The 25,380-nt window shown below is 40.8% G+C and carries 15 protein-coding genes; all 15 read left to right on the top strand.

Features of this window, described 5'->3' with window-relative positions; translation table 11 throughout:
* Nucleotides 1-2 precede the first annotated feature (2 nt).
* The 15 genes from Q5O24_14895 (at nt 3) to Q5O24_14825 (ending at nt 25,371) form a co-directional block, all read left to right on the top strand.
* Nucleotides 3-1,433 (top strand): extracellular solute-binding protein, encoded by a 1,431-nt coding sequence (locus Q5O24_14895; protein ID WKY47616.1) that lies wholly within the window; start codon nt 3-5, stop codon nt 1,431-1,433.
* Between the two features lie 48 nt (nt 1,434-1,481).
* Complete coding sequence (locus Q5O24_14890; protein ID WKY47615.1) at nt 1,482-4,433, top strand: bifunctional diguanylate cyclase/phosphodiesterase; 2,952 nt, start codon at nt 1,482-1,484, stop codon at nt 4,431-4,433.
* 242 nt (nt 4,434-4,675) lie between these two features.
* Nucleotides 4,676-7,600, top strand: coding sequence for a methyl-accepting chemotaxis protein (locus tag Q5O24_14885; GenBank protein ID WKY47614.1), 2,925 nt, complete (start codon nt 4,676-4,678; stop codon nt 7,598-7,600).
* 151 nt (nt 7,601-7,751) lie between these two features.
* A complete protein-coding gene (locus Q5O24_14880) occupies nt 7,752-8,234 on the top strand; it encodes a hypothetical protein (GenBank protein ID WKY47613.1) in 483 nt (160 codons plus the stop codon).
* Between the two features lie 68 nt (nt 8,235-8,302).
* Entirely contained in the window at nt 8,303-10,912 is a 2,610-nt protein-coding gene (locus Q5O24_14875; protein ID WKY47612.1) for an ATP-binding protein, read from the top strand.
* Nucleotides 10,913-10,927: 15 nt separating this feature from the next.
* Nucleotides 10,928-12,013 carry a two-component system response regulator gene (locus Q5O24_14870; GenBank protein ID WKY47611.1) on the top strand — a complete coding sequence of 362 codons (1,086 nt, stop codon included), beginning with the start codon at nt 10,928-10,930 and terminating at the stop codon, nt 12,011-12,013.
* A 313-nt stretch (nt 12,014-12,326) separates the two neighbouring features.
* Nucleotides 12,327-14,027: a DUF975 family protein gene (locus Q5O24_14865; GenBank protein ID WKY47610.1), complete on the top strand. Its 1,701-nt coding sequence runs from the start codon at nt 12,327-12,329 to the stop codon at nt 14,025-14,027.
* A gap of 139 nt (nt 14,028-14,166) precedes the next feature.
* Complete coding sequence (locus Q5O24_14860) at nt 14,167-15,894, top strand: MATE family efflux transporter (protein ID WKY47609.1); 1,728 nt, start codon at nt 14,167-14,169, stop codon at nt 15,892-15,894.
* A 10-nt stretch (nt 15,895-15,904) separates the two neighbouring features.
* The gene (locus Q5O24_14855; GenBank protein WKY47608.1) at nt 15,905-17,527 is read left to right on the top strand and encodes a SpoIIE family protein phosphatase; all 1,623 of its coding nucleotides are present in this window, start codon (nt 15,905-15,907) and stop codon (nt 17,525-17,527) included.
* A gap of 2 nt (nt 17,528-17,529) precedes the next feature.
* Nucleotides 17,530-18,087, top strand: coding sequence for a GNAT family N-acetyltransferase (locus tag Q5O24_14850; GenBank protein ID WKY47607.1), 558 nt, complete (start codon nt 17,530-17,532; stop codon nt 18,085-18,087).
* On the top strand, nt 18,084-18,674 hold the full coding sequence (locus tag Q5O24_14845) for a hypothetical protein (GenBank protein WKY47606.1): 591 nt from the start codon (nt 18,084-18,086) through the stop codon (nt 18,672-18,674). Before Q5O24_14850 ends, Q5O24_14845 begins: the two co-directional genes overlap by 4 nt.
* Nucleotide 18,675: 1 nt before the next feature.
* On the top strand, nt 18,676-19,083 hold the full coding sequence (locus Q5O24_14840; GenBank protein WKY47605.1) for an ATP-binding protein: 408 nt from the start codon (nt 18,676-18,678) through the stop codon (nt 19,081-19,083).
* Between the two features lie 177 nt (nt 19,084-19,260).
* Entirely contained in the window at nt 19,261-19,965 is a 705-nt protein-coding gene (locus tag Q5O24_14835) for a class I SAM-dependent methyltransferase (protein WKY47604.1), read from the top strand.
* A gap of 99 nt (nt 19,966-20,064) precedes the next feature.
* Nucleotides 20,065-23,646, top strand: coding sequence for a radical SAM protein (locus tag Q5O24_14830; GenBank protein ID WKY47603.1), 3,582 nt, complete (start codon nt 20,065-20,067; stop codon nt 23,644-23,646).
* Between the two features lie 9 nt (nt 23,647-23,655).
* Nucleotides 23,656-25,371, top strand: coding sequence for a radical SAM protein (locus Q5O24_14825; protein ID WKY47602.1), 1,716 nt, complete (start codon nt 23,656-23,658; stop codon nt 25,369-25,371).
* Nucleotides 25,372-25,380: the final 9 nt, after the last annotated feature.

The raw sequence follows: 25,380 nt of genomic DNA, 5'->3' as shown, positions 1-25,380 counted from the left end.
CGATGAAAAAGGCAATTGCGTTATTATTAATAGGAATGATTTGTATATTAACAGCCTGTTCAGGGAAAGAGGCTAAGTCTGCGTTGGATCCTGATAATCCGGTAACACTGAATCTCTGGCATTATTATTCGGGGGACAGCAAAATTGCTTTAGAACAGGCGATTGAAAGTTTTAATCAGACAGTTGGTATGGAAAATGGCGTATTTATTAATGCCATTGCGCAAGGCAGCGTTATGGAACTGGAAGAGGCTGTCACAGCTTCCGCTAATGGCCTTGTTGGGGCAAAAGAAATGCCAGACCTGTTTTCCTGCTATCCTGATAAAGCTGTGGAGCTGGATAATCTGGGGAAATTATGCGATTTAAATACGTATTTTTCAGACGGAGATAAGGAAAAATATGTAGCTGAGTTTTTAAATAATGGAATTTTCGATAACGATCGTCTTTTAATTGTTCCAACGGTTAAGAGTACTGAGATTCTTTATGCGAATGCGACGGCTTTAAATGAATTCTTTCTGGCGACGGGAATGGATGCTTCAAAACTTTCCAGCTGGGAAGGGATTTTTGAAACCGCTAAAGCATATTATCAGTATAGCGATGGAAAAAGTCTGATGGGGATCGATTCCCTGGCTAACTATGTGATAGTTGGAAATCGTCAGTTGGGAGTTGAAATCATCGATGGTGAAAATGGTCAGGCGGTACTAAACCGTCAGGCGATGAAAAAAGTCTTTGATGTATATTATGAAGCGACAGCAATGGGGTATTTTAATGCGATTGGAAAATTTCGATCAGACGATATTAAGGCCGGAGATTTGCTGGCATTCGTCGGATCCACATCGGGTGCCGCCTATTTTCCCACCTGGATTGAAAAGGATAATACCCAATCACCTATTGATTTTCTGGCTTTATCCTATCCGGTTTTTGCAGAGGGTGAACAGTTTGCCATTTCTCAGGGGGCAGGTATTGCTGTAACGGCTTCAACTCCAGAGCGGGAAGAAGGCGCAGCCTTGTTTCTGAAATGGTTTACTGATCCGGAACAAAACATTGATTTCGCGATGAATACCGGTTACCTGCCAGTGGAAAAAACTGCTTATGAAGACGATGGTGTTGAAGCAAGGCTAAGTGAGATGTCATCAGGAGAAGAGAGTGATCAGAATGTGGCGGCAGTTTATGAGATTGCCATGGAGCAGGTTGGGCAAGAAAAAACCTATGCGTCCGCGCCTTTTGACGGCAGCTATACAGTACGGACATATCTTGAAGATTCATTAAAGGAGATGTCTGAAACCGGGAAGGAAACGGTCCAGGGCTTAAGAAGTCAGGGACTTGATGATGAGGCCGTTCTTAAAAATTTAGATGTAAATACCCGCTTTGAAGAATGGTATGCAATGGTAAAAAGTGAGTTGGATGAGTCTGGTATTACTTATATAGAAGAATAAGAGAAGATTAATTCAGCCGCAGACTTAAAGTTAGAACTGAGAATTTTGATGAAAAAAACAATGAGTTTACGCAGACAATTGAATATAATCCTGACCATGATTGTCGTTTTTCAGAGTATTGCGCTGATATTTACGCTAACCGTTTTGCAGGTTTTTGACATGCTGGATGCGGAAGCGATTCGAGTCTTCACCAGCACAACAACGACAAGAGCCCAAGCAATCAATGATTCCCAGGCAAAAGTGATTGAAAGTTTTACACAGGAAGCAGTGATACTTAACGACAGGATACTTTTAACGTCCGCTCAGTATGGAATTGAGCCAGGCAGGATTTATCTTGACAATGAGATATATGATGAGGTGGCTTTAGAAGCCGGGGAGGCACTGACTGCCGTACTGCAGGAATCAAAGGTAACTGGGGCCTTCATGATCCTCAATGGATCTAATGCAAAAAAGGAAAGTGAGTCTGCCCATTCGGCAGTTTATCTTAGAAATCTGACCCCAGAAGTAGAAGGAGCCAGTAACTATCAGCTTAATATCGGACCAATTGAGATTGCTAAAAACTATCAGATTCCGACCAGTACACAGTGGAATCTGGATATGGTGATCAAAGCTGGAAATGAAGCCTATAGTTACTATGAAAATCCCCTTCAAGCTGCTCAGAACTATCATGGTTCAGAACTCCACCGTTTCGGCTATTGGTCACCGCTGAGGGATATTTTAGGAGATAATCAGCAGGTTATCTGTTACACCTTACCGCTTCTTGATCAGGCGGGCAACGGTTACGGTGTCGTTGGGTTTGAAATTGAGCAGGACTATTTTTCCAGTCATTACCTATCAGAAGTTGAGATTCCCTATCAGGACGGTTTTTATCTAATCGCCTCAGTCAAGGATAATCGGTTGAATCTGAATAACTTTATTACGGGCGATGTTATCGCAAAGGTTTATTTAAAAAATGAAGAAAACCTTGATCTGAAAGCATTAAATAAAGAAGGACTCTATGAGGCTATGATGCCAAACCGATACAAGGTTGATTTGTCCGTGCAGCCCCTCAGCTTATATAGTGACTATTCTCCCTTTGCAGATGAACAATGGAGTTTGGTAGGGGTTGTTCCAGAGGCGGTTTTAAGAGAGAATTCAGCAACGATCCGGGGAAAATTAATTTATACCTTTATCAGCACGACCTTACTGTCCCTGACGGCAGTTTTTGTGGCAATGTTTGTTTTCACCAGAAAGATATCAACTTTATCGGACTATGTTAAAAGCTTGTCCCCTTATGATGAGGTTTCGTTTAAACCTACGGGAATGCGGGAAATAGATGAATTAACGGCAGCCATTACGGTGTTCAGTCAAAGTCTTTCAAACGTCTCAAAGACGACCTCCAAAATTCTGGAATTGAGTTTGCTGCCAATTGGCGGTTATGAAATTATGGAAAACAGCCGGAATGTTATTTTGACTGATTTTCTTTATTGGATTTTACATCTCGATCCGGGTACAATGATTTCAAAGGCAGAATGGGAGAATTGCTATCTTCGCCTGACGAATGAGAAAGTTGCAGAACAGGATGGCGTCTATCGGTACTATGACTCCTATGAAAAAAGAGATTATTGGCTGCGGATTATTGAAGCAAAATCGCCATCTGGTGTAGTTGGCGTGGTTATGGATGTTACTTCGGAGATGGAAGAAAAAAATAGACTGGTCAGTGAGCTGGATATTGATGCTTTAACTGCTTTGTTATCGGCCAAGGCTTTGCGTCGGGAGGCCGGAAAAAGAATTCTGCACCATCCAGATGCAATTGGGGCCATGGTCTTTATAGATCTTGACAATCTGAAGTATATCAATGATAACTTTGGACATGAAATGGGTGATCGCCTGATTATCCAGGCCAGTGAAATTTTTAGATATTTTGAAAAATATGGTGGAATTGTATCACGTATTTCCGGTGATGAGTTTGCGGTTTACCTGCATGGCTTTAGCTCCCAGGAACCACTTAGAAAAATGATCAGAAATTTACATCCATATAGTGAGTCCTTTACCTTGAGGATGCCGACTGGCGAGGAAAGCCGCATTCGTTTTTCAGCTGGAGTGGCCTGGTATCCCCAGGACGGACAGGACCCCGAAGCTTTGTTGAAACGAGCTGATTTTGCCATGTATGAAGCGAAAACAAAAGAAAAAGGAAAGCTCTACGAATTTGATCCTGAATATTACCAGCAGATGTCATATTTGCTGGAAAATCGCGAGGCGATTAACCGATTATTGGATGAAGAACTGATCCGTTTTGCCTTCCAGCCAATTGTTGACCTTAAAAGCGGAGATGTGGTTGCCTATGAGGCCCTGATGCGGCCTCTGCTTGATAACTTCAAAGGCCCTCAGGAGATACTGTCAGTGGCATCAGCACAATCCAAGCTGATGCAGCTGGAGCGCCTGGTTGTGTTCAAGGCCTTTCAGACGATCGAAGATAATATCAAGGAGATTGGCGAACGTAAGATTTTTATTAACAGTATCCCCAACCAGATTTTAAGGGATGAAGATCATCAAGTGCTGAAAAAAAACTATCAAAAATATTTCAGACAGGTTGTCATTGAGATTATCGAGAAGGAAAGTACGGATGAAACTAATTTAAAAGTTAAAGTAGAGGCGATCCGGGACTTCGGGATGCAGATTGCGGTGGATGATTTTGGAAATGGATATTCAAATGAGTTGAGAGTTTTGAACCTGATGCCGGATATTATTAAAATCGATATGGAAATGATTCAGGGAATTCATAAAAACGTGGACCAAAGAAATCTGGTAACCAATCTGGTTTCTTTCTGCCATAAAAAAGGTGTTCGGGTAGTCGCTGAAGGGATTGAGGAAAGCGCAGATTTAAAAACGGTGATTGACCTTGAGATTGATTATGCCCAAGGCTATTATCTGGCGATGCCAGCGTTTGAGATTTCAGATATTCCAAAAGAAATTAAAGATGAGATAGTTTTAAGGGAAAATACAAGGAAACAAAAATAAGGTGTTCCGAGGGAATATAATGAATTAAAAAACACTTTTAGTTGTATTTATGCTGAAAAGGGATGTTCAGTATGGATTAGATACAATTAAGATCGTTTTAATGTAGTCAAATTGGGGAATAGTAGTAAAAGTAGCTGAAAAGTTTTATAAGTTTTTATTGAATATATAATAAAGAGCGTTTAAAATGTTAATAAGAGTGTGGAAATAAGATTTTATAAAAATACAATGATGGAGGGTTTTTAATGGAGAAAGGACAAACGACCAGGTCGATCAGGACCAGGATTCTGATTATTCCTTTAATTTGTGTGTTTGTTGGTGTTTTGGTTTTAGGTTCGGTGTCTTCGTATTTTACACAGAAAAGTATGAAGGAAGAAATGCTTGATAACGGTCTTTCCTCAGCTCAGCAGGTAGTCGATCAAATTGATTTTAATCTGGCAGCCATGGACGCCTTAAACGAGACACTGGCTTCAAGAATTGTTAGTATTGGAAATATTGTCATGAACAATGAAGCAAGTATCAGTGATAGCTATTTGTCTGCTTTAGCTGATGCCACTGGCGTTTCGGCCATCTACTGGTACAATCCGGAGGGAACGATTGTTAACGCTGCTTATGGAGAATATCTGGGGTGGACAGCTCCTGCCGATCATCCTATTCAAAGCTACATACAAAGTGGCGAAAAACAGCTGATTGAAGAAATCAGGAAAGATTCAGAAAGTGATAATTATTTCAAGTATGGGTATATTCGCAGTGATTCCGGTTATTTTGTTCAAATCGGTATCTCGGCAGATGCTGTCTTGGCATTAACCGACCAGTTTAGTTATCAGTCAATGGTTGACAAGTTAGCGGCGAGTGATCAGGTTTCTTTTGCTTCTTATATTAACTCTGAGTTTATAGTGGAAGCAGATTCCAATGAAGAAAATATCGGGACCTCTTTTGCTGAAGTTGTCCCCATGCAGTTGGCAGTAAATAACGGTGAAATAACAACTGAAGAGATCGTCGATAACGGGGAAAATATCTTCCTTATTGTGTATCCGGTTGAAATAAATGGTGAACGTATTGGGGCCTTGAACCTGGGTTATTCGATGGCTGCTGTAGACGCGGCGATTTCCAGTAATATAACGACAACGGTTATTGCCGGACTCATTATTTTTGCTCTTTTGGCTTTCATTCTTGTAAATGCTTCGAATTCGATTATTAAGCCAGTTAATTCTATCAAGGAAATGATTAAGGAATTCCGACAGGGACGACTCAGTACCCGACTAAATATTAGTCGCGACGATGAGATCGGTGAAATGGCAACAACCTTGGATGGTTTTGCTGACGATCTGCAGTTTGTGATTATGGGAGCACTAAAAAAACTGGCTGATGGAGATGTTTCGGTGGATATGGAAGTCCGGGATGAGATGGATGAAATCGGACCAGTTATCAATAATACCATTTACAGTGTCAGGGCTCTGGTCAATGAAACGAATATGATTTCACAGGCGGTCAAAGATGGTGAACTGGATGTAACCGCCGACGCGGATGCGTTTAAGGGTGGATTTAAAGATGTTATTGATGGGGTTAATGAGACTACAAATACCATTAAGTCATTAATCGAGATCGTTTCATATTATATTGGTGCCATCGGTAGAGGAGAAATTCCTGATAAGATTACTGAAGCTTATACTGGTGCTTTTGAAGTGCTTAAAGGACAGATTAATGATTGTGTGACCGGTTTGGGTGCCCTTGAAGAAGGCAACCGGGTTCTAAATCTCATCGGTGGCAATAATGATCTGTCACAGACCATTGAAAATGAATACCAGGGCATCTATGGAGAGATTGCTACAGCAGTCAATCAGGTTCATGCGACGCTGGCAGGGATTGAAAGAGTATCGCAACATATTTCCCAGGGCGATCTCAGTGATCTGAATATGATGAAACAGATGGGGAGTCGCAGTGATAAGGATACCCTAACTCCAAGCCTGATTGCGATGATTGAAAACATTAATACACTAGTTGAAGAAACCCGAACAATGGCACAAAAAGCGGTTGAAGGAGAGCTTCAGTATCGTGGTGATGAAACAAAAATTCCGGGCGAATATGGTCACATCATTAGTGGATTTAACCAGACTCTGGATGCGGTAATCAGTCCGATTCAGGAAGCACAGACAGTGCTGGGAGAATTAGCCCAGGGGAACCTGCAGGTTGAGGTTGAAGGACAGTATCAGGGCGATCACACAATGATAAAAGATGGGATCAATCAAACCGTCGAAAGTTTGCGTCGCTATGTCAGTGAAATTACCTTAAGTCTGGAAAAAATGGCTCAGGGCGATCTGGATCAGGAAATCACTTCTCGTTATGACGGTGACTTCCTGGCTATTAAGAATTCCCTGAATCAGATCAGTGTGGAGTTAAGTAAAACAATGCGGGACATCAATGTTGCAGCAGATGAAGTTGGGTCTGGAGCAAAACAGATTGCCGATGGTTCTCAGGCATTGGCTCAGGGAACCACGGAACAAGCCAGCTCGATTCAGGAATTGACCGCCTCTATTGAAAGTATTGCCAGTGAAACAAAACGAAATGCGGTGAATGCCAACAATGCCAATGATCGAGCGGTCAATGTCCGCAAAAATGCTCAGGTCGGCAACGATCAGATGGAAAACATGACGTCTGCAATGGAAGCAATTAAAGTATCATCCAATGATATTTCTAAAATTATCAAAGTTATTGATGATATTGCCTTCCAGACAAATATTCTGGCCTTGAATGCGGCGGTGGAAGCTGCTCGAGCCGGTCAGCATGGCAAAGGCTTTGCGGTAGTTGCCGAAGAAGTCAGAACCCTTGCTGCCAGAAGCGCCGAAGCGGCAAAAGAAACGACCATACTGATTGAAGGATCGATCGAGAAAGTGGCGGTGGGAACCGGGATTGCCGATGAAACTGCCGAAAGCCTGAGAGAAATTCTTTCGGAAATTGGTGAAGTAACCGATTTGGTTTCCAATATCGCTCAGGCATCCAATGATCAGGCAACGGAAATTGCCCAGGTTTCAGTAGGGATTGAGCAGGTTTCTAATGTGGTTCAGGTTAATTCAGCGACAGCGGAAGAAAGTGCTGCCTCCAGTGAAGAATTATCAAGCCAGGCTGAGCTTCTTAAATCGATGATCAACAAGTTTAAAATTAAAAGATAAATAAAATACTTTTAAGAAAAGTAGAGACCCCCAATCGTCGGACTTCGATCTGACTTTTGGGGGTCTGTTTTTAGCATATGTGAAAAATAAAAATTGATTGATTATTGTATAATTTGATATAATGCACATATCTTACCAAGGAGTAATCAGGGTGAAAAACCATCGAGAATTGTTAATATTTCTAATTATCACAGTTTCGCTAATCGCTTTAGGGGCTGCGTTCTTTAATTTGCAAGTGATAAATATAATTGTTAAACCTGCGGCTACACTACTAGCCTGGTTCTCCATGTGGAATTACGCATCCTTTGGAGATTCCAATAGAAAGGTCAAAAAAATAATTTCTTTTGCCTTTCTGGCCTGGTTTATCGTTGATTTGTTTATAATGACTGGAGAGTTTTATCATCGCTATATCGGTGGGGGCTTTCCGCCATCGATTGCACTGGAGATGGGGTTGTACAGCATCAGTCGGCTCCTGATCGTTATTGCTGTGGTTGGCTTGTATCGTTACATTACCCGTAGAATCAGTTTTTTTCAGGTGATGGCGGATATCATCACGCTGGTAAGCTGCGTGATTCTAACACTTTGGCTGGTGTTTTTTAGAGCCTACGGGATGGAGTATACTTTTTTCAATTAAATGATAAGCCTTTAATTATTTCATTATTCTATATCATTAATAGTTTATTGGCCCAGGGCATTTTACTTTTGATATGGTTTTACTTTAAGGAAAGAGCGATTACCGTTGGCCACAAGATGGCGATGATTGGCCTTTTTATCATTTTCTTGACGGATACTATGGTTGCCCTTTTTCCGACGCTGATAGATGAATGGTATTGGGTAAATGTTGTTTATATAGCAGGAATTTCGTTAATCGCCGCTGGCGGAATGTATTTTGATCATAATTTGGCATCCCAAATGAAGAAGGGACATGAACAGAAAGTTAACAGCTGGACAAACGGTTTTTATTTTTTCTTCTATCCGGTATTAGTCGGTTTGACAACAGGTTTTTCATTAAGCCTTTTGATATTTTTGCTGATTTTCGCTTTCTATATGGTTTCTTGTCTGTACACGAGACAGATTTGGGTAACAAATCGTCTACTTGATAAAGCAAAAGCCTCCAATGAACAATTGCGTAATCAGGTTTATTTTACATCACAGCTATTGGATGCCATGCCAAATGGGATTTTCTATACGAATCCAGCAGGTGAAGTAATTGGTGTAAACAGGGCGATTAGAAAATATTTTGGTGCGGATGAATCGGATATAGCTTTAGATTACAACGAACAGAGCGTAAATGATAAATGGTTTAAACCGGAGGAATTAAAGCGATTTCAGAGCTTGAAGGAGGAAGCCTTAAAAAGTGGTCGTCCTGTAGTGACCCAGTCTGATTATATAAATCGTAAAGGCCAGGAGGGAAGACTTCTCTACAGTGTCTCTACCTATAAGCAGTCTGATGACTCATTGGGCGGTTATTTGGGGATATTTACAGATATAACCGAACTGAAAGAAAAGGAAACTGCTTTAAAGTCAGCCTTGCAGGAAGCCAAAAGTGCAACAGAAGTAAAGTCTCAATTTTTAGCTAACATGAGCCATGAAATAAGAACACCCATGAATGCTATTATTGGGATGGCACACCTGGTTTTAGAAACGGATTTGGATGAAAATCAGGCTGATTTTGTAAAAAAGATTCACAGTGCGGCCACAGCGCTGCTTAGGATTATTAATGAAATTCTGGATTTTTCAAAAATAGAGTCGGGGAAATTAACGCTTGAAAGGGTCAGTTTTAATTTAAAAAAGGTTGTGGATGATGCAATTTTTATGGTTTACGAAGAAGCCAAAGAGAAAAATATTTCGATAAAACTCTCAAGATCGGAAGAGGTTGGCGATTATTATCAGGGAGATCCTTTACGGCTCGGACAAATCCTGATAAATTTGCTTGGTAACGCAGTAAAATTTACTGAAACTGGTGAAATTATCGTATCTATTGAGTTGAGTAAAAAAATTGATGGTCGTCAGGAATTGTTATTTAGGGTGACAGATAGCGGAATTGGCATTAATCAGGGGAAAATTGAAAAACTTTTTAAACCCTTCAACCAGGCAGACAATTCAACCACCAGAAATTATGGGGGAAGCGGTCTGGGCTTGAGCATTAGTCGGAATCTGGTAGAAATGATGGAAGGGAAAATCTGGGTGGAAAGTATTGAGGGTGAAGGGAGTAGTTTTTTCTTTACCATCTTACTTGAACCCTCTCAACTAAATTTTGATTTGGAGGAATTCAGTGTATATGAAAAGTACGAAAATAATTGCCTGCTTGGAATAAGAATTTTATTGGTAGAGGACAATCCAGTTAATAGACAGATAGCCGTAACCTTTCTGACAAAAGAAGGGGCCCAGGTTGATGAAGTGGAAAACGGACTGGAAGCGGTTGAAAAGGTTAGGATAAACGCTCAGTATGATTTGATTTTGATGGATTTACAAATGCCAGTGATGGATGGCTTTGAGGCAACTCAAAAAATTCGGAGTTTTAATAGGCGTATTCCGATCATTGCCATGACAGCAAGAACGATGGAGAATGAACGGGAAGCATGTCGCCAGAGTGGGATGGATGATCATATTGCTAAGCCGATTGAACCAACACATATGTTTAGGACGATTTTAAATCACCTAAAGCCGGGTATAATTAATAACGTAAGCGAGATGGATTCCTCTTGTAATGAACTAAGCAGCCAATTATCAGTTGTCACAGAAATCGACTGGGAAGAACTGATGAAAAGATTAAGTGGTGACTGGGAATTAGCCTTGACCTTGCTGAACGTATTTAAAGAAACCCATAACATGATGGGGGAAGAGCTTTTACAGGCTACAATTGAGGAGGATACAAAAAAATTAAAAAAAATTATCCATACAGCAAAGGGTGTGCTGGGGAATATGGATGTTACAGGTCTATATCTCCAGGCAGTTCAATTGGAACAGGACCTGGTTGAGGATAATCTGACTGAAAATGTCAAAGATCAAATAAAAGTATTTGAAAGTCAGTTGAATGCATTTTATCAAAGAGTTGATGAGGTCGTTTCAGAACTTAGTTCGAAAAATCAGAGTGTTCAGAATTCAGGAAACGACTCAATAGAGATTATTATGAAAAAACTTCTTGAATTTTTACAGGAAGGTGACACTGAGGCGCTGAAGACTTTTGACCAGAATCGAGATCTATTGATGATGAATTATGAACCTGAGTGTATACAAACAGCGGAAGCGCTTATTCACAGTTATCAGTTTGATGAAGCGATTAGTATCCTAAAACAGGAGAAGAAATAGAAGGGAGGGGGAGTTATGAATACGGAAACAGTATTGGTTGTTGATGATACGCCTGAAAGTATTACCTTAATTAGTGAGCTGTTGGGAAAAAGATACAAGATAAAAGTGGCTATAACCGGGGAAAAGGCGATCGAAATGGTTCAAAAAAATCCCCCTGATATTATCCTCCTTGATCTGGTAATGCCTGGAATAGATGGCTATGGGGTTTGTGAGTGGTTAAAGAGTAGAGATACGTATATGCATATTCCGGTCATTTTTTTGACTGCCCAAAATGATGTGGAAGCAGAAAGTCGGGGATTTGATCTGGGTGCGGCGGATTATATTATTAAACCGGTAAGTCCGCCGATTCTATTGTCGAGGATAAAAACACAGCTGACTTTAAAAAGGGCCAGAGATATTCTGAAGAATCAAAATCATTCGCTGGAGTCAGAGGTAGCTCGAAGAATGCAGGAAATTGTCCTGATTCAAGAAGTTTCAATTATGGCCCTGGCAGCTTTGGCTGAAATTAGAGATCCGGAAACAGGACTGCATCTGCAGCGAACCAAGCTTTATGTCAAAGAACTTTGCGAAGCCTTACAGAATTTACCAGGTTTCAAAGAGGAACTGACCCAGGAAAACATCGATTTAATTGTCGCTTCAGCCCCGCTTCATGATATTGGCAAAGTCGGTATTCCAGATGCTATTCTGCTAAAACCAGGTCTTTATTCAGAAGAAGAATTTGAAATCATGAAAGCACATACGACACTAGGGCAGGAAGCTATTTGCAAAGCAGAGGGGGTTATGGGCAGGGATGAAACCTATTTAAAATATCCGAAAGAAATAGTTGCGGCCCATCACGAGAAATGGGATGGCAGCGGCTATCCATGTGGAGTCAGTGGCGAAGGGATTCCGGTGGCAGCACGAATTGTTGCACTGGCTGATGTATACGATGCATTGACCAGTGCGCGGGTTTATAAAGTTGCGTCCAGCCATGAAGAAGCGATGAGAATTATTATCAACGAATCAGGTAAGCATTTTGATCCCTCGGTTGTGCTGGCTTTTTTATCTGTTGAGTCGCGTTTTGAAATTATTAATAAACTTTATACAGATGGAAATGACTAATGATTGGATGGCATAAAAAACGATGAATACCCAGATAAAAAATAGAACCACCTGTCATTGCAGGTTGCAAAGATTTCAGGAAATGTAGTTTTCTTGAAATCTTTTTTTAAATTTTACAGTTTCTTAATCGCAGAAAATTGACAAAAAAAATACAGTAGTGTAAATTAAGAGCAGTAGTTTAAAAAAGTATAAAAGTTTATAAAATAGCGGGACATCAAGAAAACGTTATCAAAAAGATTGGGAGCAGCTGCACAACTTTACGTTTTTATACAAAAGTTCAGATTACAAAGAAACCTGGTTGAAGGAGAAATTGATGAATCGAGTAGAATTGAAAAAAATGGGAAGAAGCAGTTTTAAAAGGCATTATTGGGTTTTTGTCCTTTTATGTCTACTGGCGGCATTTATTGGTGCAGAGTTTCAGGGGACCTTGAGTGCTGTTAATTCCTTTCGCACTGTTGATGCTGAACTGACTGCAGATGGAGTCGTTTTTTTTAATGGGATTCTAAATCAGATGGCAGATTCGGTTTTTGGCAGAAGCAATGGGGTTTTCGCAGACGCTATCAATGCTTATTATTCTGGTTCAGTGGGATTGACAATAGCAAATATCATCGAAGGATTGACTAATTCGACAAGTGTCAGTAATGTGATTATGATTTTGAGTTCTGCCTTTATTTATATAGTGTTTCTATTTTTAGTGATCCAAACATTTCAAGTTGCCTGCAGAAGGGTTTTTCTGGAAGGCCGAAATTATGAAAAAGTTTCCTTTTACCGTCTATTTTATCTGTTTCGCATTCAGAAATACGTGACGGTTGTTAAGGCGATGGCCGTTTTGTTTGTATTTAAATTTTTATGGACCTTGACTATTATTGGGGGAATTATAAAGTTCTATTCATATCGGATGGTCCCTTACATACTGGCAGAAAACCCTGATCTTAAGCCGCTGCAGGCGATAACACTGTCCCGTAGGATGATGGACGGCCATAAGTGGGAGTGCTTTATTTTGGATGTGTCTTTTTGGGGATGGGGGATATTAAGTCTTTTGAGTTTTGGTCTGATTGGCATTTTTTATCTAAACCCCTATAAACTGGCGACCATGAGCGAATTTTATGTAGGCGTCAGAGAATTAGCAAAGGAGAATAAGCTGGAAGATGTGGATACTTTGCAAGATCGTTACCTTTATCAGAAAGCAGAAAGCCAATTGTTGGATTCAGTTTATGAAAAAAAGACTTTATCGGTTGAAAGAAGTGAACAGGAAAAAGGTGGAATAAGCGGTTTTCTCTATAGAAAAATGGGGATACGGCTAGGCAATGATCCGATTTTTATAAAGAAAGATGCTCAGCAGGTAAAGGAATTGGAGGATATGCTGATTAGCGATGCTTCTGCCGGTTACGCCTATCCTACTAGACTAGGTCCTTTTCCGGAGAAAGAAAAGCATTTATGGGCGGAAAGTCATAATTATTTACGTTCTTATTCACTCACTTCACTGATTCTGATTTTTTTTACCATGTGCCTGATTGGCTGGGTCTGGGAAGTAACGCAATTTTTAATTTTGGACGGAGCCTTTATCAACAGAGGCGTCTTGCATGGACCCTGGCTGCCTATTTATGGCGTGGGGGCTGTGCTGATTCTAACCTTTTTATACAGTTTCCGTAAGAATCCGACAAGGAACTTTGCGATGATTGTTCTGGTCTGTGGACTGGTGGAATATTTTACCAGTGTGTTTCTGCAATTGTTTTTTGATGCAAAATGGTGGGATTACAGTGGTTATTTTCTAAATATTGACGGCCGAATTTGTGCTGAAGGTCTGCTGGTTTTTGGCCTCGGCGGGATGATGATTGTTTATGTTCTGGCGCCAATGCTTGATAGCCTTTTTAAAAAATTGTCGACAAGGATTGTCGTGCCGATTTGTCTTATTCTGCTTCTATTGTTTAGTACTGACTTGGGTTATTCGGCCAAGCATCCCAATACAGGTACAGATATTACTGATTACTCCACTACACAGCAAAGTAAATAGATAAGTGTCGAGGATGTGCCCATATAAATTATCTTTCATGTTTACGAATAAATACACGAAGGCCATAAAAAATTATGATATACTGAAAGTGCAAAGAAGTTGAATTATAACACAACAAATAAAAAATGAAGGACAGATCATGAATAATCAGCATTTTGTGAGTAAAGCCTTTAGGGTATTTGCTTTTAATTCTATATTATCATCAGTGGGTGTGGTTTTGGGAACCTTTGTAGATGCGGTGATTCTGGGAAATGTTCTGGGAGAGACCGGCCTTTCGGCCCTGGCTGTGGCCATGCCTGTTTATATGATCTATAATCTGCTTGCGTTCGCTTTTGGCATCGGTGGATCTCTAGCCGTCTCCGAAGCAATTGGCAATAATGACGAGGAGCAGATTAAGTACTGGTTTTTCCAGACCTTGGGATTTACTCTGGTTTCAGGGATATTGCTGGCGATACTGGGGTTTCTTTTTAGTGACCCTCTGATTACCCTGATGGGAGGCGCTGGCGTAGATGGGGCGAGTAACTATTTAGATCCGGTTTTTGTTGCGGCGCCGGTCTTTATTATGGCACCGGTATTATCATTGTTAATACGAAGCGACGCTGATCCCTTACTTTCCACCATTGGCATCACCATTTCCGTGATTGTCAATCTACTTCTGGATATTATATTTGTGATTTTTTTAGAGTGGGGTCTTGCCGGAGCAGCTTATGCCATGGTGATTGGGCAGGTTAGTGCAATTTTAGTTTATGGGGCTCATTTTATCAAAAAGAACTGTCGGTTAAAGTTTAGTCGTTTCTTGGTACAAGTTCAGGATGCCATTAACTTATTTAAAAACGGTTTTGGGGTGGCTTCTGTTTATGTTTATCAGGGACTTTTACTGGTAGTTATCAACCAGCTCTTGAGTAATCAGGCGGGAGCGGCCGGGCTGGCGATTTATTCTATTCTGTTTAATGTCTCACTGTTTGCCTATGCAGTTTTTGACGGGGTGTCATTAGCGCTGGCCCCTTTAATCGGAACTTTTGTCGGCGAGAAGGACAGCCAAGGTGTTAATGAAACCATGCAGTTGGCGATTAAAACAACTTTAGCCCTCAGTCTATTCTGTGGTTTGGGACTTTTTTTCCTGGCAGGCCCCATCGGCCATTTGTTTGGAGTGGAAGCAGATTTAGATCTGGTGATCACAACCATCAGGATTTCGTCACTCTCTGTTATTCAGGCCAGCCTTAACTGCGTCATGGCTGCCTTCTATCAGACGATTAAAAGAAACCGCCTGGCTTCGGTACTTTTTTTATTCCGGGGGCTTTTGTTACCAGTTGTTTTTTCACTGATTTTTATCCCGGTTTTTGGTGTAACAGGAACAGCTATGGCCATGGTGGCGGCAGAAACACTGACCTCGTTAATCCTTTTATTCACGGCTATCAGACTAAAAAATAAACATCATTTTGACAGTCTCCTGCTTTATGAAAAGCCGGTGGTGGAATTAGAGAATATCTATGAAACACAGCTCTCAAAAGACTTGTCGAAGCTTCCTAAGATGGCAGATGAAATAGGGGAATTTTGCGATCGACATGAAATTGATATGAAAACGGCTTATTATATTAATCTGACAATTGAAGAATTATCAGCGAATATAATACAGTTCGGCTTTGCTGACGGCAAAGAACATTATATCAGTATAAAAATAGCGCTTTTTGAAGAAGATATATACATCAGACTGCGGGACGACAGTATGACCTACAATCCCTTTGAAGCGCTTGACCAACCCGACGAAGCCATGGATTATCTTGGGGTTTCTATCATTCGTAAGAAAGCCAAGGATTTTGCCTATAATCGAACGCTGGTCTTTAATAATCTCTTAATTATTCTGTGAAGGTGGTAAAATGAAAAATTCTTTTAAAATTCGAAAAATAAGTCTAAAAACAAAATTCTCTACCGCCAGTATGCTACTGGCTGTCATTCTTTGTGTGACCATTATTATTGTATCTTATTATAGTTATCGAGATGCAATGTTTAAGCGCTATGAGGAAAATATTACCTCTCTGGTTTATACGGCAGCATCCATGGTTCCGGCTGACAAGGTGGATACCTATTTTGAAACCATGGAAACAGATGAAGACTATGACCAGATGATTGAAGAATTCAAGATTATTCAGGAAGAAAATCATCTGGAATACCTTTACAGCTATGTTCCGACCGAAGAAGGCTTAAAAGTTTTTGCCCAGGGGACACAGGAAGGTCAGGTGGGGCATTTTGTTTTAGGTGATGTACTGGGGACAGAATACTACCCTCAAGAGGACCTGGATTCAGCTATGCTGCTTTTTACAAATCCGGAACAACCCAAAATTTACATCACCAGTGATAGCGCCTTTGGTTATTTGATTACGGCTTTTGATGTAATCCGCGATGAAGCTGGAAATCCTATTCTGGTAGTTGGGGCGGATATGTCAATGAATGTGATTAATGATACCCTGCAGCAGTATATTATGCTGGTTTCAACGATTGCCCTATTAATTTTTGCCTTGTTTATTACCATCTATCTGTATTTCCTCAGAAAAGAACTGATCAACCCTCTGCAGGTTATTGTTGATGGGGCGACTGACTTTGTTAATACTAATGTCGATGAACAACTGGGACAGATTGTCGCATTGGATTTGAAAATCAATACAGGTGATGAAATTGAAATTCTGGCTCAGGCCTTTAATCAGATGACCAGTGATATTATTCGATACATTAAAGAACTGACCAATGTCACCTCGGAGCGGGAGCGAATAGAGACTGAGTTAAGGATTGCTACTTTGATTCAGGAAGGGATGTTGCCTCAGGAATTTGAATTTCCCGGTCGATCGGATATTGGTGTTTATGCTTCGATGAAGGCCGCTAAGGAAGTTGGCGGGGATTTTTACGACTTCTTCTTTGTCGACGAGGAACATTTTTGTGTTGTCATCGGAGATGTATCCGGCAAAGGGGTGCCAGCAGCCCTGTTTATGGCTATGACCAAGGCTACAGTCAAAGATCTGGTCTTAAGACGATTACCTGTTGATGAGGTGATGACTCAGGCCAATAAAAATTTGTGTCGAAATAATGAGCAGGGGATGTTTGTAACCCTCTTTATTGGTGTAATTGAAATTAAAACCGGCCGAATTGAGTGGTGTGATGCCGGCCATAACCCAACTATCGTCTGGAAAAAGGATGGCAGTGTGGAACTATTGAAAGGCAAAAAAGGCTTTGTCTGTGCCGGCCTGGAAACGGCTAAGTATAAAATGAATGAAGATACCATAGAGGTTGGAGATATTATTTATCTTTATACGGATGGGGTAACTGAGGCTAATAACACCAAAAAAGAACTATATGGAGAAGAGCGGCTTTATCAGCTGATTGAGAGACAGAAGCAACGTGAAATTAAAAAACTTTGCAGCAATGTTTTGACGGATCTCGATGAATTCACAGGAGAAGAACCGCAATTTGATGATATCACCATGCTCGGTTTTGAGATCAGGGAGTAGATATGGATTTTTTGTTCAAAAATGGCCATGACATGCCCCGGGATGTTTTTCAGCAGCTTCTGGAACTTGACAAAATCACCTATGGTGATCAGGTAATATCCGAGGATGGCCTTGCATATCGTCGTTTTGAAAAGTTTAAAGACGGAATCATAGCAGCATTTTATAAGAATGAGCTGGCGGGTTTTATTTGTTTTTACAGTGTAAAGGGATCTGTTTATAATGAAGCGGTCAATGAGCAAATGATATTTGATGATAACCTGTTAGTGGCAGATTTAAAGCCATTATATAAGAATGACAGCAATTATATTTTACTGCTGGATATGAATATTAGTAAACCGTTTAGAAATAAAGGCATAGCAAAACAATTGATTCAGGCCGTTGGGGCTTATCTGATTCAGAAAGAAAAAGTAGGATGCCGGATTGATAAAATTTTTGCCTATGCTTACACCGAAAAAGGCTTCATTATCTTAGAGAATCTGGGTGGCAGTCCGGTATGGGATAAAGAGGGGATTTTTCTGATGGATGTAGACCCGAAAACCTTTATGGAGTTGTCACAATGAATGTTTCTGAACAGAAGCTTGACCGGAAAAAAATTCAGGAAGCGCATACTATCTTAATTGAAGCCTTTAAAAATGATCCCTTATATAAGGTAGTTTTTCTGGAAACTCTTGAGTTAAATCGATATTTGAAAATTATGCTCCAATATTATAATCGGGCAGGAAGGATTATTGCGACCTATGATCAGGGTCAGATGGTGGCGGTGTCCCTGTGGATGCATCAGCGGGATCCATTCTTTTCTCTGAGAAAAGCAGTTCAAAACAGGATGGCAAAAGAATTGCTGATCTTTGGCCTAAAGACCCGTTTTCGAAGTCTGGTTCGAATGATTAAGGAAGCCTGGTTGACTGAGCGCTACCACGATGACAGAGAACATCATTATCTTTTTATGATTGCATCAATAAAAAAGGGTGGTGGCTCGGCCCTCCTTGAGTATGCGGAAGAAAAATTTGATGATTGTCCCATTTATCTGGAGAACAGCAATGTACAGGATAACTGGAATTTTTATGAACGTCATGACTTTCATCTGGTAAAACGGATTGATGTGATGGGGGTTTATGTCGATTTATTGACTAACAGAAAAGGAGATTAAAGTGAAAGAATTAACGGTTTTAGCCAACGTTGAAAATTTACCTGAGGTGCTGGGGTTTATCGATGAAGAATTGGAAACAGCAGGTACGGATATGAAAACTCAGTTTCATATTGATCTGGCGGCGGAAGAAATCTTTGTTAATATTGCCAACTATGCCTATCAGGAAGAAGACGGTGAAGCTACGATTTCTGTTAACGTGACAGGAACCCCGCCAGTTGCAGAGATTCGATTCAGTGACTCAGGAAGGCCCTATAACCCCCTTGAAAATGAAGATCCGGACACCAGTCTTGCGGCTGAAGAACGGGATATTGGCGGGCTTGGTGTTTTTCTGGTGAAAAAAAATATGGATGAGCTCTTTTACCGGCATGAAAATAATCAGAATATTCTGACTATTAAAAAGAGTCTGTAGAGGTCACTGGTGCTGGATTTTCAGGATATGATTGTTGTATTAAAGAAATAATGGCAAGATAGAATGGAAGTATCAAATTCAAAAAGTTGATAATAAAATTTGGGAATGATTTGTTTAAAATGCCTGTTTATTGTAAAATAACGACAAGAAATTGGATTTTTAGCTTGGAGGGTTATTATGTCCAAACAGAATATTTTTGATAACGAGAAGTTTTTTGAAGCTTATGTGAAAAACAGCAGGGATCATTCCCATGCTGAAAACCTGATCGAAAAACCGGCACTTTTTTCTCAAGTACCGGATTTGAAAGGAAAACGGGTTCTGGATCTTGGGTGTGGATTTGGCGAAGCTTGCATTGAATGCGTGCGGTTGGGTGCCAGTCAGGTAACTGGTATTGATATTTCAAAAAAAATGCTTGAAGTGGCCAAACGAAGAAATGCCTCTGAGAAAATAGAATATCGAAATATCTGTATGGAAGATGTGGCACTTTTAAGCGGTGGCTTTGATCTGGTTATCAGTTCACAGTCGGTTCATTTTGTCAAAGATTTTGATTTGCTGCTTGAAGATATTTATCATTTACTGAACCCGGGAGGATTTTTTGTCTTTTCTCAGGATCATCCCTTTAAAACCTGTAATTTACTGGCTCAGGATAATGAAGTGCAAGCTTATTCTCAGGAAGGGAAAATTAGGGTGAACTGGTATGCTGAAGGGGTTATAAAATATCATCGTACCTTTGCATCAATTGTTAATAGTTTAATCGCCAATGGTTTGATGATTGATTGTTTGCTGGAACCGCTTCCCGATCAGGAAGTCGTGGCCATGTATCCCAGGTATAATGATTATCTGGAGCACGCTGATTTTTTAATTATTAAAACGCATAAATAATTGTAAAATATTATAAAGAATAGTTAAACTAATAGACATAAAGGACCAAAAAGCATAAAATAGTTTTAAACTGAACATAACAGCAATCTGGAGGTAGATGTGAGAACGATTAACCTTAAACTGATGTTAATTCACCGTGGAACAAGAACCCATTCAATTACCCAGATCGAGCCCATTGGCCATATGTCGTTAGCGGAAATGATGCAGTCAAAAGGCATTGATACAATGGTGTTTTCAGGAGAATTATTAAAAGGGCTGGAATTTCTTGAGCAGTCAGACTGTGATGAGAATACAGTCGTGGGGCTTTATTGTGATTACGAGAATCAGTCAGCAGTTGAAAGTTTTTCGCGTCTGATCAAATCCCGGTTTGGAGCAAAGGTTCTGGTGGGCGGGCCCCAAACGGTGGGTCTGTCACAAGACTTTTTATTAAGCAGCCAGGCTGATGCCATTATGCGTGGGGAAGGAGAGTATTCCCTGTATGATGCCATTGTAGCCATCGAGAATAATAATCGAAAGGCCTTCGAAAAAATACCAGGACTTTGTGCGTTTAAAAAAGAAGATGGGACCTACTTCGACAACGGGATTTATCCGGTTATCGAAGATTTAGATGCCCTACCTATAATCAGCGGAAAAATTAAATCGCCCCAGCATCGGGGAATCAATCATATGGCAGTCATGTCTGGACGAGGATGTCCTTTCCACTGCTCTTTTTGTTATGAAGGGGCAAACAGCAAGAACGTCCGTCGTCGAAGTATTAACAATGTGATTAAAGAAATCAGAGCGCGGCTTTCAGAAAACCCCAATGTAAAATATATTTTCTTTGGCGATGATACCTTTACTTTGGATAAAGAGCGGGTTAGAGAATTTTGTGTAGAAATCAAAAAGCTGCGTCAGGAGTATGATTTTGTCTGGTTTGCTGATGCCCATGTCAATATTGTTCTGAAATACCCGGAAATCGTAAAAATGATGGTCGATGCCGGTCTGGTCCGAATGCAGATTGGGATTGAAAGCTGTAATCAGCACATCATAGATATTTATAATAAAAAAATCAAACGGGAAGATCTGTTTAAAGTGATAGAAGTTTCCAAAGCAGCAGGCTTGCCTCAGCTGGTCGGAAATATAATTATTGGCGGGGCACTTGAAACCCGAGAAACCCTCGATTATACGTTTGAAACGGTGCGGGAAATGATTAAGGCTGGCCAGGGAATGGTAGAAGTGGTCAGCACTTTTTATATGCCGTTTCCAGAAACAGCCATGTCGAAAAATCCTGAAAAATTTGGGATTGTAGTCAAAGATGAAAAAGCCTTGACTTCGGTAGGAGATTTTCCAGTAATTGAAACCCCGGCATTGACGATTGAAGAAATCTGTGCCGCTCGAAATGAATTTTTCAATATGGTCACAAAGCTGATGAAAGAGATGGTTCTCAATGATCAGGTTTCGGAAGCGAGTATTTTAAAAACCTACGAGCTTAGCGAACGGTACGGGCTCACCGGCATGTGGATGGGACTTGGCTATTCAGCCAGACCGTTTTTAAATGCCCAGTACAAGGCCCGAACCCGTGGTGATCGTTTAATCGAAGATTTTAATGCAGAGAGTATCTGGCAGGCTATTCCCCAGCGGCTTGCGCCGATTTCCCTGACAAAAGGTCTAACTGATGAGATTCCAGTACTAAATGGTCTGGTTCTGTCGCCTTTTGAGTTTGATTTGCTGTCTTTTGCGTCAGGAAAATTGACGATGGAAGAAATCGCAGGAAAACTTTTTGAACACTACCATAAAGTGTATGAAAATCAGGATGATTTAAAAGAGCAGATGCTTAAGAGTTATAAAAAACTCGAAGATACAGGAATGGTTGTCTTTTTCGGACCACTGTCAAATATTGGTGAGTGGCAGCAATCAAAACAGGAGAATACTGGAGTGAAGAAACGGGTCATTTTATTTAAAGTTACAACCATAGGGATGGAAATCTCAGGTTTTTCCAGAAATGGGGCCTTTTTAGGTACTTACAGCCTGGGAGCCTATTTAGATTCAAAGGGCTATGATACGTCCGTCTGCGAATGTCGTCCGGATGAGGTTCTTAAAAGAATTAAAACATTTGCCCGTGATGAACTCCTGGCGGTTGGCTTTTCTATTGATTTTGAAAATAAACATGTGGTGAAAAAGCTTTCTGCGCTTATAGCCAGGGAATTAAATATCCCTATAATGATTGGCGGTCCGGAGGCTCTGGCGCTTGATGAGAAGTATCTGAGGGAATCCCGGGCAAGTGCGATTGTCCGGGGCGAGGGCGAACTGCCCGCTCTTGCTTTATTGGAGCGCTTGTCCAAGCAAAGTAATCTGGCGGGAATTCAGGGACTTTTCTTTCTTGATGAGAATAATCAGGTCGTTGATACCGGTCAAGGGGAGGTGATTGAGAACCTTGACGAACTGCCTTTTCCGGACTATGATAAAAGTCTTTCACCAGTGGATACTACAAGCCTTTATATCATGTCCAGCCGGGGTTGCCCTTATCAATGTGTTTTTTGTCATGAAGGGAGCATGGAACGATCAATACGACAGCGAAGTGTTGCCAGTGTCATTGCCGAGATGAAACATTTCCTCTTAAAATACCCCCAACTCAATTACTTTAAATTCTGTGACGATACGCTTGTGACCAACTCCAGGTGGCTTACTGAATTTTGTCAAAAAGCAAAGGAACTACAGGAAATCAGGCCGTTCCAGTTTTATTGTGAAGGGGATGTGGTGTCTTTGAGCAGACGACCGGAGTTGATTCAAATGCTGGTTGATGCCGGAATGAACCGGTTGCAGATTGGCATTGAAACAGCCGATCAGGAGATGCTTAAGATCTACCGTAAAAATATCTCACCGGAGATGGTTAAGACCGTTGTTAAAGCCTGCTATGAAGCTGGTGTGAGTCAGGTTTTCGGAGCGCTTATAGTGGGAGGTCCTTTTGAAAACCGAGAACATATTGAAAAAAATATTGCTTATGGAGCAGAACTTCTAAGGCTGGGACCAGGCATGATGGAAATTTCTCCCAGTATGTTAATGCCTTACCCAATGACTGATATTGGCATTAATTCTGGAAAATATGGGCTGACGGTTTATGATCCCCAGGGACTGCAGTCGATCTCTGATTATCCCATGCTTGAAAGTGAGCAGATGAATCGACGGGAGATTATGGCGGCTTATCAGGAATATCTTGAGTCTTTCGTGGAGGAAATTAAAAAAATGTTAAATGATGGTGAATTGGGCCATGATGAAATTTTAAAATGCTTTAAAAATTCCATGGCACCTAATACGCCTAAATACTGGATGAATATTATTTCTCGTCATAAACCGCGACTGACACCTTTCTATACGATGCTGGCCCGGGGGGCAGCCAGCCGGATTCAGGATCTTGAAGGCAGTTCCCTCACAGACTGGCGGCCCCAGCGTTTAGTCGAAATGTGGCGGGATGTGGATTTTTCCCAGGGATTTCCGATGCTCTGGGGGCAGGCACTATCGCCCTTTGAATATGAGCTGATGAAGTATGCTACAGGTAAGTCAACCATTAAAGAAGTGGGCGATATTCTTTACGGTCGTTTTGGACAGCCTTTTAAAGAAAGTCCGGAAGAATTTTTTGAGCGACTGATAAAAACACTTAAGCAGTTTGAAGAAAAATACTGGCTCCTGGTAGTGCCATATTAAGGATGCGTCATGAAAATATTATTGTGTAATGTATCGAATCAGTATGAAACGAATCGCCATGACTATCTGGGCCTTTTTTATCTGGCCGGGGCTCTTGAACATGCAGGCTTTACTCCGCTTGTATTTCATGGAAAATCGGAACAAGTGCTTGATGAAATAGAAAAAAATCAGCCGGCAGCCGTTGGCTTTTCCTGTGATTTTGACAATCAGGATTTAATTAATCGTTTGGTAACAAGCATAAAAAAGGAATGGTCGATACCAGTTATTGTCGGTGGTCCCCAAACGATTGGTTTAGGAGAAGGGTTTTTAAGAGCTTCACAGGTTGATTTTCTTCTTATGGGTGAAGGCGAACTAAGCTTTCCTAAACTATTAAAGGTGATTCTTAAACAGGAGGGAAGGCTGGAAGAAATACCCGGTTTGGCTTATCTGCAAGAAGATGAATTCTGTGAAACAGGAGAGCCGGAAGTGATTGTGAATCTGGATCAACTTCCCTTTCCGGCTTATCACACCTCCCTTCATCCCCGTCATCGCTATGGGAATCTGATTTTTACTGGACGGGGATGTCCTTATCATTGCGCCTATTGCGCACCGGGAGTGGGGAAAAGATTGGTTAGGCTGAGAAGTATTGACAATGTCATAGAGGAAATTAACAGTAATCTTAAACACAATCAGGATCTTAAATATCTTGTGATTATGGATGATACCTTTACCCTAAAACGAGACCGGATTGAGAAATTTTGTATGGAAATGAAAAAAATTCGCAAAAATCGGGACGTTGTTTGGTATTGCGAATGTCATTTGGGTAAAATGAAAGAGTGGTCAGAGTGTTTGCCCCTGATGATTGAATCGGGTTTGATTCGTCTGCAGATTGGCATAGAATCTGGTGACCAACAAGTGATTGATGCCTACAACAAGCATATAAAAGTCGAAGATGTGTTGGAATTTGTAGCCTATGCTAAAGACTGTGGCCTTACCCAGCTTGCTACTAATTTTATTGTTGGTGGTCCTGAAGAAGAACCATCAAAAACGCCTGATATGATCAGGAACCTGATTGATAAGGCGCCGGGAATTATAGATATTATAACTGGTTTTTTACGTGCTTATCCGGGTACCGAGATTTATAAAAGCCCTGAGAACTTTGGACTTGATTTACATGATCCTGCCGGGGAAGTTTGTAATAATGATTATCCTTTTGTAACCCCGGTCGGCCTAAGTCAAGATCAGGTCCTATTAATGAGGCAGAGCCTTAATCGCCTTATTCGTGCGACCATGCAGGAAAAGATAAAAAATCACGAACTTGCAGATGAGATAGTTATCCGACAATTTGCAGCGGCCATGGAGTACGGTATTCAAAGCCGATGGTTTAAAGAACTTGCAGCCAATCCCAGGGCATATGAATATTATTATGTCTTGTATCTGGGTGAAGGTCAGGGCTTTGATGAAGACCTTGATTTTTCCCGAGACTTTCCCCAGCGGACTTTTGAAATCTGGCGAACTATGACCTTTACTGGTGGCTTTGCCCAGTTAGACGGGATAGCGCTTTCGCCACTGGAAGTTGAGCTGCTGTTGCAGTCGGCAGGAAGAAGAAGTTTAAAAACGATTGAAGAGAATTTATATGAACAGTTTGGCCAACCTTATCGTGATAAAGAAGAATTTCATGAAAAATTAGTTGAAATTCTCTTTCAATTTGATAAAAAATATTGGCTGACACATTTTAACATATAGTTGTGAATA

The sequence above is a fragment of the Eubacteriaceae bacterium ES3 genome, from assembly GCA_030586155.1.
In the GTDB taxonomy this organism is placed as follows: Bacteria; Bacillota; Clostridia; order Eubacteriales; family Eubacteriaceae; genus Acetobacterium.
The sequence above is the reverse complement of the archived record's forward strand: the minus strand, read 5'-3'. Positions and strand labels throughout refer to the sequence as shown.